The sequence below is a fragment of the Aestuariimicrobium ganziense genome (genome assembly GCF_015352975.1).
GTDB classification, from domain to species: domain Bacteria; phylum Actinomycetota; class Actinomycetes; order Propionibacteriales; family Propionibacteriaceae; genus Aestuariimicrobium; species Aestuariimicrobium ganziense.
On record NZ_JACYIZ010000001.1, the window covers coordinates 642040 to 653765 of the forward strand.

Here is an 11726-nt window from a genome sequence, read left to right on the forward strand (position 1 = left end):
CCGGGAATCTCGACCCAGCCGGGTAGGCGCTGGGTCGATCACCCCTCGGCGTGGCGGGCTGCTGGCTACAGTGGCGATGACGTCGCGTTCTGCCCGTGACCGATGAGAGGACCCACGCATGACCGACACCCCCACCCCCAACCCGCGCACGGCTGCGCTGAGCGCAGCCGGCGTCTCGATCTGGCTGGACGACCTGTCGCGTGAGCGGCTCGACTCCGGCAACCTGGCCGAGCTGATCCAGACCCTCAACGTGGTCGGCGTGACCACCAACCCAACGATCTTCGCCGCCGCGCTGGCCGACGGCGAGGCCTACACCGAACAGCTTGCCGGCCTGGCCGGGCAGGACCCGGTCACCGTCGCCCACCAGTTGACCAGCACCGACGTCCGTGACGCCTGCGAGCTGTTCGCGCCGGTGTACGAGGCCACCGACGGCTTCGACGGTCGGGTCTCGATCGAGGTCGACCCCGGTCTGGCCATGAAGACCGACGAGACCGTCACCGAGGCCGCATCGCTGGCCGAGCTGGTCGATCGTCCCAACGTGCTGGTCAAGATCCCGGCCACCCTGCCCGGCCTCGAGGCGATCCGACGCACCATCGCCGCCGGGATCAGCGTCAACGTCACGCTGATCTTCTCGGTGGAGCGCTACCGGGCCGTCGCTGACGCCTACCTGTCCGGGCTGGAGGATGCCCTGGCGGCCGGACGGGACCTGTCGACCATCCACTCGGTCGCCTCGGTGTTCGTGTCGCGCATCGACACCGAGGTCGACAAGCGGCTCGATGCAATCGGCACCGAACAGGCTCTGGCGCTCAAGGGCCAAGCGGCGATCGCCAACACCCGACTGGCCCGGCAGGCCGCCCACGAGGTCTTCACCAGCGAACGGTTCCGGGCGCTGGCCGCCCAGGGTGCCCACCCACAGCGAGCGCTGTGGGCCTCGACCGGGGTCAAGGACCCCGCCTACCCCGACACCCGCTACGTCACCGAGTTGGTCAGCAGCGGGGTGGTCAACACCATGCCCGAGAAGACCCTGCTCGCCTTCGCCGACCACGGCGAGGTGCGCGGTGACACGATCGAGGCCAATGTCGACGACGCGGTCGGGGTGACCGGCCAACTGCGCGAGGTCGGCATCGACCTCGACGACGTCTTCGCCAGCCTCGAGGACGAGGCGGTGGCGAAGTTCGAGGCGTCCTGGGCCGAACTGCTGCAGACCGTCACGCGAGAACTGGAGAAGTTGTCCTGAAGTCCATGCAGAATCGACCCAGGCCAGTCCGCTTCGCGCACCTGGCCCTCAACGACATCTCCTTGGAGCACGTGTGACCGAGACCACGACCACCAACCCGCTGCGCGATCCCCAGGACCGCCGCCTGCCACGGATCGCGGGACCGTGCGTCCTGGTGATCTTCGGCGTCACCGGAGACCTGTCGCGCAAGAAGCTGATGCCGGCGATCTACGACTTGGCCAACCGGGGGCTGCTGCCCCCCGGCTTCGGTCTGGTCGGGTTCGCCCGTCGCGACTGGGCCGACCAGGACTTCGCCAAGCAGGTGCACGACTCGGTCAAGGAGAACGCCCGCACTCCCTTCCGCGAAGAGGTCTGGCAGCAGTTGCTCGAGGGCATCCGGTTCGTGCCCGGCGAGTTCAACGACGACAACGCCTTCCGCACCCTGAAGCGCACCATCCAGGAGTTGGACGAGTCGCGCGGCACCGGCGGCAACCACGCCTTCTACCTGTCGATCCCGCCTGGCTTCTTCGACGACGTCGTGGGTCAGTTGCGCCGCCACGGCATGGCCGAGTCGAACGGGCGCCAGTGGAGCCGGGTGGTGATCGAGAAGCCGTTCGGCCACGACCTGGAGTCCGCCCGCGAGCTCAACCAGATCGTCTCGACGGTGTTCGCGCCCGAGTCGGTGTTCCGGATCGACCACTACCTGGGCAAGGAGACGGTGCAGAACCTGATCGCCTTCCGCTTCGCCAACGCCCTCTACGAGCCGGTCTGGAACAACCACTACGTCAGCGACGTGCAGATCACGATGGCCGAGGACATCGGCATCGAGGGCCGGGCCGGCTACTACGACGGCATCGGTGCCGCGCGTGACGTCATCCAGAACCACCTGCTGCAGTTGATGGCACTCACCGCCATGGAGGAGCCGACCAGCTTCGACGCGGCGCAACTGCGCACCGAGAAGCAGAAGGTGTTGGCCGCGGCCAAGCCGCCGGCCGACATCGACGTCCACACCGCCCGCGGTCAGTACGCCGCCGGCTGGCAGGGTGGCGAGCAGGTCAGGGGCTACCTGGACGAGGAGGGCATCTCGCCGTCGTCGACCACCGAGACCTATGCCGCGATCAGGGTCGACGTCGACAACCGTCGCTGGGCGGGCGTCCCGTTCTACCTGCGCACCGCCAAACGGATGCCGCGCCGGGTGACCGAGATCGCGCTCAACTTCAAGCGGGCCCTGCACCTGCCGTTCACCCACGCCGACACCGAGGGCATGGGCACCAACGCGCTGGTCATGCGCATCCAGCCGGACGAGGGCATCACCATGCGCTTCGGCGCCAAGGTGCCCAGCACCCAGATGGAGATCCGCGAGGTCAGCATGAACTTCAACTACGGCGGCTCGTTCACCGAGTCGTCCCCCGAGGCCTACGAGCGGCTGATCCTCGACGTGTTGCTGGGTGACCCACCCCTGTTCCCCCAGCACGAGGAGGTCGAGTTGTCGTGGCAGATCCTCGACCCGGTGCTGAACCACTGGGAGGAGTCCGGCACCCAACCCGAGCAGTACGCCTCGGGCACCTGGGGCCCCAAGTGCGGTGTCGAGATGTTGGCCCGCGACGGCTTCGTCTGGCGACGTCCGTGAATCGGCCTGAGGAGAGCACACGATGATCGCACTCACCAACACCACCTCGGCCGAGATCGCCCGGACGATCCGCTCAGCCCGCCGCAATCAGGGCATGGCCACCGGCCTGGTCTACACGCTGCTGGTGATCTGCACTGCCCGGCACTACGACGAGGCGCTCGAGGCCGCGCTGCAGGCGGGCCGCGAGCACCCCTCCCGGATCCTGCTGATCGTCCGCAAGGCCGGCAAGCGGTCGAAGTTGGACGCCGAGGTGCGGATCTCGGAGTCCGTGCCCGGCGACGTGGTCACGCTGTGGCTGTCGGGTGAGGTTGCCGACCACGCCGACTCGGTGGTGCGTCCGTTGGTGCTGCCTGACACCCCGGTGGTGGCCTGGTGGCCCAACGAGTCACCCGTCGAGCCGGGCGCCGACCCGATCGGTCTGCTCGCCCACCGGCGGATCACCGATGCCGGCGGGGTGCCCAACGCCCTGGAGGCGATGCGGGTGCGGGCCAAGCACCACGCCCCCGGTGACACCGACCTGTCGTGGACCAGGATCACGCCGTGGCGTGCACTGCTGGCCGCCGCCCTGGACCAGTACCCGGCCCGGGTGGTCGGGGCCAGCGTCGAGGCGGCACGGGGCAACGCCGCGGCCGAACTGATGGCCTCCTGGCTGCAGAGTCGGCTCGACGTCGAGGTGGTCGTGCAGAACAGTGCTGGCCCCGGCATCACCGGCATCAGGTTGCACACCCCCGCCGGTGACATCGCCGTGCTGCGCTCGGACGGAAAGCTCGCCAGCTACGAGGTGCCGGGGCAGCCCCGCCGACTGGTGGCGCTGAAGCGACGCGAACTGCCGGCGCTGATCAGTGAGGAACTGCGTCGGATGGATGCCGACGACATCTTCGAGGCAGCCACCGCGACCCTGCTCGAGCGGGCAGCGAAGGGGGTGCGGCGCAAGCGCGCCACGTCTGCGAAGAAGCCGGCCGCGAAGGCACGTGCCAGCCAGGACCCCAAGGCCAAGCCTCGCAGCACGCCCCGCCGGACCTCGTCCAAGACCAAGGACGGCTGATGTCAGCCAGGGTGCTGCGCTTCCACTCCCCCGAGGAACTGGCCGAGGGGGCGGCACGCCAACTGCTGGCGCGCTTGGTCGAGGTGCAGCGCTCGCGGGGTGAGGCCAACCTCTGCCTGACCGGCGGGCGTGTGGCGAACTCGATCTACCAGAGCTTCGCCGGGCAGGTCGAGGGCTCCGAGCTCGACCCCAGCCAACTGCACCTGTGGTGGGGCGACGACCACTACGTCGGACTGACCGACCCTGACCGCAACGCCATCCAGAGCCTGTCGATCCTGGCCCGGACGCTGCACCTGTCCCGTGCCCAGACCCACCCGATGCCGGGCAGCGATGCCCACGCCGATGCCGACGAGGCAGCCTTCTCCTACGCCCGCGAGTTGGGTGACACCTTGTTCGACGTCTGCCTGCTCGGCATGGGTGAGGACGGACACGTCGCCTCGATCTTCCCCGAGCACCCGAGCATGGACCCCACCACGGCCACCGTGATCGGGGTGAGCGATGCACCCAAGCCGCCGTCTGACCGCATCTCGCTGACGCTCAACGCGATCAACCGGTCACGCTCGGTCTGGCTGCTGGTCACCGGTGAGGCGAAGGCCGAGAGCGTGGCACGGGCGCTGGGCGGCGACTGGTTCCTTCCCGCAGCACGGGTCAAGGGCACCGTCGAGACGCTCTGGTTCCTGGACGCGGCAGCGGCGAGCCTGCTGCCGCGGTTCAACTGCCTGCTGTGAGGGTGACTGCCGGGTCGATGCCTGGCTGGCCACAGCGGCCTCGATCAGTAGATGACCTCGCCGCGGGCCCGGCGCTCACGCAGGCCCTGCAGGGCCTCGGCCAGGATCGCAGCGGCCTCGGCGTCGCTGCGACGCTCCTTCACGTAGGCCAGGTGTGTCTTGTAGGGCAGGATCCGCGGCGGGGGCGGCGGGTTCTCGGCGTCCATGTTCGCCGGCAGGCCGCAGCGCGGGCAGTCCCAGGTCTCGGGCACCTGCGCATCGGCGGCGAAGGCGGGACGGGTCTCGTGCTGGTTCGAGCAGAAGTACGAGACCCTCAGCCGCGGGGCGGCGTCGCCACGCTCGGCCTCACCCATCGGCCCTGCGCCGACACGACTTCCCCTGATGGCGCTGCCACCGACCACGGTCCACTCCTTGTTGCTGTGTGTTGGCGCGCCGAGGTTCCGACGCGACAGGTTGGGGTGCAGTACCCCTTTGGCTGGTGCCTTCTCGACCCCTAGACGCCGAGGCGGTAGAGCACCAGCAGACCGATGATGGTGGCCAGCCAGATCAGACCGATGATGATGGTCAATCGGTCGAGGTTGCGTTCGGCCACCGAGGTGCCGCCCATCGAGGTCGACATGCCACCACCGAAGAGGTCGGACATGCCGCCGCCACGCCCCTTGTGGAGCAGGACCGACAGCGACAGGAGCAGGCTCGTCAGGATCAGCACGATCGACAACGTCATGATCGGCCAGCTCATCATTGGTGCCACGAACACGTCGTCCAGACTAACCCACGGGGCAGGTGTTTCCCTATTCGCCCCCGACGGGACGAACAGGGGCCGTCGCGGGTACCGCCCGAGGCGACCGACCCCGGCTCGCGGGCAGGAAATGACACCGGGCCCCGCCACCGCGCAGGTGGCAGGGCCCGGGGCCTGACGGGGTGTCGGTCAGCCCTGCAGGGCGTAGAACCGCACGATGCCGGCGAACTCGTCGGCGTCCAGGCTGGCGCCACCGACCAGGGCACCGTCGACATCGGGCTGGGCCATGATGTCGACGATGTTGTTGGCCTTGACCGAGCCGCCGTACTGGATGCGGACGGCGTCGGCGACCGCCTGGCCGTACAGCTCGGCCACGCAGCCACGGATCGCGCCGCAGACCTCCTGGGCGTCCTCGGGGGTGGCGACCTCGCCGGTGCCGATGGCCCAGACCGGCTCGTAGGCGATCACCAGCGAGGCGACCTCGTCGCCGCTGATGCTGTCGAGCGAACCCTTGACCTGGTCGAGGGTGTACTCGACCTGGTTGCCGGCCTTGCGGATGTCGAGGGCCTCACCGACGCAGATGATCGGGGTCATCCCGTTCTCGAGCACCTTCTTGGCCTTGGCGTTGACGACCGCGTCGGTCTCGGCGTGGTACTGCCGGCGCTCGGAGTGGCCGACGACCACGTAGCTGACGTTGAGCTTGGCCAGCATCGAGGCCGACACCTCACCGGTGTAGGCACCCTTGTCGTGCTCGGAGACGTCCTGGGCCCCGAAGACGATCGGCAGCCGGTCGCCCTCGACGAGGGTCTGCACGGTGCGGATGTCGGTGAACGGGGGCAGCACGACGCACTCGGACTGCTCGGCGTCCCACTTCTTGTCGGCCAGGGTCCACGCCAGCTTCTGGACGAGCCCGACCGCCTCGACGTGGTTCAGGTTCATCTTCCAGTTGCCGGCCATGATCGGCTTGCGGGTCACTTGTCCTCCTCCAGAACGGTCAGTCCGGGCAGTTCCTTGCCCTCCAGGTACTCCAGCGAGGCACCGCCACCGGTGGAGATGTGGCCGAACGCCTCGTCGGCGTGGCCGAGTTCACGGACCGCCGCGGCGGAGTCACCACCGCCGACGACCGACAGGCCGTCGACCTCGGTGAGCGCCTGGGCGACCGCCTTGGTGCCGTTCGCGAGTTCGCTGATCTCGAACACGCCCATCGGGCCGTTCCAGAACACGGTCTTGGCACCCTTGATCGTCTCGGCGAACGCCTTCTCGCTCTCGGGGCCGATGTCGAGGCCCATCTTGCCTGCGGGGATCGCGTCGACCGCGACCACCTCGACAGGGCCGTCGACAGTGCGGGCGGCGAAGTCCATGCCGTCGGCCACACGCACGTCGGTGGGCAGCAGGATGGTCTTGCCGGCAGCCTTGGCCTGCTCGAGGTAGCCCTTGCAGGTCTCGACGTTGTCGGCGTCGAGGATGGACGAGCCGACCTCGTGGCCCTGGGCCTTGAGGAACGTGTAGGCCATGCCGCCACCGATGACCAGGGTGTCGGCAACCTTGAGCAGGTTGTCGATCACGGCCAGCTTGTCGGCGACCTTGGCGCCACCGAGCACGACCACGAACGGACGCTCGGGATCCTTGGTCAGGCGGGCGAGGACGTCGACCTCCTTCTTGACCAGGTGGCCGGCGGCGTTGGGCAGCAGCCGGGCGACGTCGTAGACCGACGCCTGCTTGCGGTGCACCACACCGAAGCCGTCGGAGACGAACACGTCACCGAGGGCGGCGTACTTGGTCGCCAGCTCGACGCGGGCAGCCTCGTCCTTGCTCTCCTCGGCCGGCTCGTAGCGCACGTTCTCGACCAGGGCGACCTCGCCGTCGGCCAGGCCGGCCGCGATCGACTGGGCCGACTCGCCGACCACGTCGGTGGCGAGCTTGACCTCGGCACCGAGCAGTTCGCCGAGGCGCTTGGCGACCGGCGCCAAGGAGTACTTGGGGTTGACCTCACCCTTGGGGCGTCCGAGGTGGGCCAGCACGACCACGCGGGCACCAGCCTCGCGCAGGTCGTTCAGGGTGGGCAGGGCGGCCTTGATGCGGCCGTCGTCGGTGATGGTGTCGCCGTCGAGCGGCACGTTGAAATCGCAGCGGATGACCACGCGCTTGCCGCGCAGGTCGCCGAGATCCTGGACTGACTTCACGTCACTTCCTCACTGGTGGTCTGGACGGCGTCGGCACAGCGCCGAGGCCATGGTTCTGCTGGGTTCGTGCTCTGGAGTTCGAGAGTGGACGACACGAGGGGGCGGGGCAGGCCCCACCCCCTCGGGTCATGTCGTCAACGTGCTCAGAGCTTGCTGCCGACCAGCACGGTCAGGTCGACCAGGCGGTTGGAGTAGCCCCACTCGTTGTCGTACCAGCCGAGCACCTTCACCTGGTTGCCGATCACCTTGGTGAGCTTGGCGTCGAAGATGCAGGAGGCCGGGTCGGTCTCGATGTCCTTGCTGACGATCTCGTCCTCGGTGTAGACGAGCACCTTGCCGTCGGCAGCCTTCTTGACGATCTCGTTGATCTCCTCGACGGTGGTCTCGCGCGCGGCCTCGAAGGTGAGGTCGGTGGCGGAACCGGTCGGGGTGGGCACGCGCATGGCGTAGCCGTCGAGCTTGCCCTTGAGCTCAGGCAGCACGAGCGAGACAGCCTTGGCGGCACCGGTGGTGGTGGGCACCATGTTGAGGGCCGCGGCGCGCGAACGACGCAGGTCCTTGTGCGGGCCGTCCTGCAGGTTCTGGTCCTGGGTGTAGGCGTGGATGGTGGTCATCAGGCCCTTGACGATGCCGATGCCGTCGTTGAGCGCCTTGGCCATCGGAGCCAGGCAGTTCGTGGTGCAGGACGCGTTGGAGATGATGTTGTGCGCGGCTGCGTCGTACTGGTCGTCGTTGACGCCCATGACGATGGTGATGTCCTCGTTCTTGGCCGGAGCCGAGATGAGCACCTTCTTGGCGCCGGCGTCGATGTGCGCCTTGGCCTTGGTGGCGTCGGTGAAGAAGCCGGTCGACTCGATGACGATGTCAACGCCGAGGTCCTTCCACGGCAGCGCGGCGGGATCCTTCTCGGCGAAGGCCTTGATCTCCTTGCCGTCGACGGTGATGGCGTCATCGTCGTAGCTGATCTCGCCGGGGAAACGGCCCAGGATCGAGTCGTACTTCAGCAGGTGGGCGAGGGTCTTGTTGTCGGTCAGGTCATTGACCGCGACGACCTCGAGGTCGGCCCCGGAGGCGACCAGTGCACGGTAGAAGTTGCGGCCGATGCGGCCGAAGCCGTTGATGCCAACCTTGACGGTCATGAAATCTGATCTCCTTCGAAGATCTCGGTGTGCCGACGCCACCACTGTCTGCAGCACGTCACGGCACAGGTGTCGAACTTGTGTGACGTCTTCCAGCCTAACGAACGGTCAGCGCCACGGCACACCGACCTCGACGAAAACCCACTTGGCCGAGCCTGCCGCCTGCCTGGTGTCTCGCCGACGAGGACGAACTCAGGCGTCCTCGAGCAGATCGGGGGTGAGGCTGGCCTCGGTTCCGGGGATGCCGCGCTCCTCAGCCACCTTGTCGGCGGTGGCGAGCAGGCGTCGGATCCGGCCGGCGATGGCGTCCTTGGTCAGCGGCGGCTCGTGGGCCTGGCCGAGTTCCTCGAGGCTGGCGTTGCGGTGCTCCAGACGCAGCTTGCCGGCCACCAGCAGGTGCTCGGGCACCTGGTCGCCGAGGATCTCCAGCGCCCGCTCGACCCGCGCACTGGCGGCCACCGCAGCCAGAGCCGAACGGCGCAGGTTGGCGTCGTCGAAGTTGGCCAGCCGGTTGGCCGAGGCGCGCACCTCGCGGCGCAGACGGCGTTCCTCCCAGGCGAGCAGGGTGTCGTGGGCCCCCATCCGGGCGAGCATCGCCGAGATGGCGTCGCCGTCGCGGATCACGACGCGGTCGACGCCGCGCACCTCACGCATCTTGGCCTGCACCGACAGCCTGCGCGCCGACCCGACCAGGGCCAGTGCCGCCTCCGAGCCGGGGCAGGTGACCTCCAGGGCCATCGACCGGCCCGGTTCGGTGAGCGAGCCCCGGGCCAGGAAGGCTCCGCGCCAGATCGCCACCTGGCAGCAGGTGCCGGCCCCGACCAGGGTCGCGGGCAGGCCGCGCACAGGTCGTCCGCGCTGGTCGATCAGACCGGTCTGGCGGGCGAGCACCTCGCCGTCGCGCACCAGGCGCACGGTGTAGCGGGTGCCTCGGCGGATGCCGGAGGAGTTGATCACCAGCAGTTCGGACTCGTTGCCGAACACCTCGGTGATGGCGGTGCGCAGCCGGCGGGCGGCGATGCCGGTGTCGAGTTCGCACTCGATGACGATCCGGCCACCGACGATGTGGATGCCGCCGCCGAAGCGCAGCATCGACGCCACCTCGGAGCGTCGGCAGCAGGGCTTGTCGACCACCACGGTCGCCAACTCCGACTTGGCCTGTGCTGTCATCGCCATGGCGTGCATCCTCTCACGGGTCACAACCCGATCACGTCGGCGAAGGCCGAGGCCAGTCGCAGGGGGTCGTGGCGGGGCGAACCGTCACGCATGGCCACGTCGGCCACCACCAGTCGGGCACCGAGTGAGGTGGCGTAGGCGCTCAGGTGGGGGTCGCTGTCGGCGAACTGCTCATCGGCCAGGACGACATCGAGCCGTAGCCGTGGGGCGTGGTCGGCCAGCGCCTCGAGGTGGCGGGCGGGTGAGAAGCCTGCGGTCTCGTCGGCTGGGGCGATGTTGAGGACGAGGATGCGCTGCGCGCTGGACTCGATGATCGCCTCGGCCAGTTCGGGCACCAACAGGTGCGGGATCACCGAGGTGAACCACGATCCGGGGCCCAGCACGACGTGGTCGGCCTCACGCACCGCGCCCACGGCGTCGAGGCAGGCGGTGGGTCGTCCCGGCACGAGCCGCACCTGCTGGACGCCGCCACGGGTCTTGGCCACGGTGGCCTGGCCGACCAGGGTGGCCAGTTCGTCGGGGCGCTGGGGATCGAGCCCGACGACGTCGGCCTCGATGGTCAGCGGGCTCAGCGACATCGGCAGCACGCGTCCGCGGATGCCGAGCAACTCCCCCACCATCGCCAGGCCGGCCACCGGGTCGCCGAGTTGTTGCCACAGGCCGGCGATCAGCAGGTTGCCCATCGAGTGGCCCGACAGGTCGCCCTCGCCACCGAAGCGGTACTGCAGCACGTCGGCCCAGGCTCGTCCGTCGTGGTTGTCACCACACAGGGCCGCCAGCGCCATCCGCAGGTCGCCCGGGGGCAGGCAGTCGAACTCGTCACGCAGCCGCCCGGACGAGCCGCCGTCGTCGGCGACGGTGACCACCGCGGTCAGCCGGTCGGTGAGCCGGCGCAGCGCCGACAGCGACGCGGCCAGGCCATGTCCCCCGCCCAACGCGACCACGTTGGGCAGCTTGCGGAAGGGACGCAGCGGCTCGGTCATTCCAGCCCCAGGTCGCGGTGCGAGACGTTGGCGCGGTACCCGCACTGCTGCAGCCTTCGTCCGAGTTCGACGCTCATCGCCGTCGAGCGGTGCTTGCCGCCGGTGCAGCCGATGGCGATGGTGAGCTGGCGCTTGCCCTCGCGCACGTAGCCCGGCGTCATCACGGTGAGCATGTCGACCAGGGTGTCGAGGAAGTCCTGCGCGCCGGGCTGCGACAACACATAGCTGCTGACTGCCGTCGACAGGCCGGTCTGGGGACGCAGTTCGGGCACCCAGTGCGGGTTGGGCAGGAAGCGCACGTCGAAGACCAGGTCGGCGTCGATCGGCAGGCCGTTCTTGAAGCCGAAGCTCATCACCGCGATCCGCACCATGCCCGACAGGTCTCCGCTGTAAGCGTGGGCGACCCGCGAGGCGAGTTGGTGCACGGTCAGGCGTGAGGTGTCGATGACCAGGTCGGCCTGGGCGCGCAGCGACGACAGCATGTGGCGTTCGCGGCCGATCGCGTCCAACAGTCGCCCGTCACCCTGCAGCGGCAGCGGGCGCCTCGACGACTCCTGCCGGCGGACGATGGTCTCGTCGGTGGCCTCGAGGAACAGCACCTCGTGCGGCACCTGGTGGTCGGTGAGCTCGGCGAACAGCGGCGACAGTTCGTCCACCAGTTGCGGCGAGCGCACGTCGAGGACGACCGCGACCCGCTTGATGCCGTTCTCGCGCGCGGTGCGCACCAAGGCGAGCACCATGGCCGGGGGCAGGTTGTCGACCACGTACCAGCCGAGGTCCTCCATGGCGTGGGCAGCGGTGCGTCGCCCGGCCCCTGACAGGCCGGTGATGATCACCACACGAGGTTGGGCACCGGCAGGGGTCGGGTCAGTCACCGTCCCATTATG

At 68.9% G+C, this 11726-nt stretch carries 12 protein-coding genes; 4 read left to right on the forward strand and 8 right to left on the reverse strand.

Translation table 11 applies throughout. The features are described 5' to 3' along the window. Positions 1–118: 118 nt before the first annotated feature. The 4 genes from tal (at position 119) to pgl (ending at position 4619) form a co-directional block, all read left to right on the forward strand. Positions 119–1237: a transaldolase gene (tal, locus tag IE660_RS03185; RefSeq protein ID WP_203566834.1), complete on the forward strand. Its 1119-nt coding sequence runs from the start codon at positions 119–121 to the stop codon at positions 1235–1237. A 133-nt stretch (positions 1238–1370) separates the two neighbouring features. Beyond that, on the forward strand, positions 1371–2846 hold the full coding sequence (gene zwf / locus IE660_RS03190) for a glucose-6-phosphate dehydrogenase (RefSeq protein ID WP_407928985.1): 1476 nt from the start codon (positions 1371–1373) through the stop codon (positions 2844–2846). 22 nt (positions 2847–2868) lie between these two features. After that, positions 2869–3891 (forward strand): glucose-6-phosphate dehydrogenase assembly protein OpcA, encoded by a 1023-nt coding sequence (locus tag IE660_RS03195; RefSeq protein WP_203566836.1) that lies wholly within the window; start codon positions 2869–2871, stop codon positions 3889–3891. Beyond that, positions 3888–4619 (forward strand): 6-phosphogluconolactonase, encoded by a 732-nt coding sequence (gene pgl / locus IE660_RS03200; protein WP_203566993.1) that lies wholly within the window; start codon positions 3888–3890, stop codon positions 4617–4619. Before IE660_RS03195 ends, pgl begins: the two co-directional genes overlap by 4 nt. Positions 4620–4663: 44 nt before the next feature. On the opposite strand, the gene IE660_RS03205 is transcribed toward pgl, so the two are convergent. The 8 genes from IE660_RS03205 to rapZ form a co-directional block, all read right to left on the reverse strand. Next, positions 4664–5020 (reverse strand): RNA polymerase-binding protein RbpA, encoded by a 357-nt coding sequence (locus IE660_RS03205; protein ID WP_203566837.1) that lies wholly within the window; start codon positions 5018–5020, stop codon positions 4664–4666. 92 nt (positions 5021–5112) lie between these two features. After that, the gene (gene secG, locus IE660_RS03210) at positions 5113–5358 is read right to left on the reverse strand and encodes a preprotein translocase subunit SecG (protein WP_203566994.1); all 246 of its coding nucleotides are present in this window, start codon (positions 5356–5358) and stop codon (positions 5113–5115) included. A 189-nt stretch (positions 5359–5547) separates the two neighbouring features. Further along, on the reverse strand, positions 5548–6333 hold the full coding sequence (gene tpiA / locus IE660_RS03215) for a triose-phosphate isomerase (protein ID WP_328701816.1): 786 nt from the start codon (positions 6331–6333) through the stop codon (positions 5548–5550). Further along, complete coding sequence (locus IE660_RS03220; RefSeq protein ID WP_203566838.1) at positions 6330–7541, reverse strand: phosphoglycerate kinase; 1212 nt, start codon at positions 7539–7541, stop codon at positions 6330–6332. The genes tpiA and IE660_RS03220 overlap by 4 nt, the downstream gene beginning before the upstream one ends. Positions 7542–7684: 143 nt before the next feature. Next, the gene (gene gap / locus IE660_RS03225; RefSeq protein WP_203566839.1) at positions 7685–8680 is read right to left on the reverse strand and encodes a type I glyceraldehyde-3-phosphate dehydrogenase; all 996 of its coding nucleotides are present in this window, start codon (positions 8678–8680) and stop codon (positions 7685–7687) included. 192 nt (positions 8681–8872) lie between these two features. Beyond that, positions 8873–9856, reverse strand: a complete 984-nt coding sequence (gene whiA / locus IE660_RS03230; protein WP_203566840.1) for a DNA-binding protein WhiA — start codon at positions 9854–9856, stop codon at positions 8873–8875. 20 nt (positions 9857–9876) lie between these two features. Next, on the reverse strand, positions 9877–10839 hold the full coding sequence (locus tag IE660_RS03235; protein WP_203566841.1) for a gluconeogenesis factor YvcK family protein: 963 nt from the start codon (positions 10837–10839) through the stop codon (positions 9877–9879). Continuing rightward, positions 10836–11714 (reverse strand): RNase adapter RapZ, encoded by an 879-nt coding sequence (gene rapZ, locus IE660_RS03240; protein WP_328701817.1) that lies wholly within the window; start codon positions 11712–11714, stop codon positions 10836–10838. Before rapZ ends, IE660_RS03235 begins: the two co-directional genes overlap by 4 nt. Positions 11715–11726: the final 12 nt, after the last annotated feature.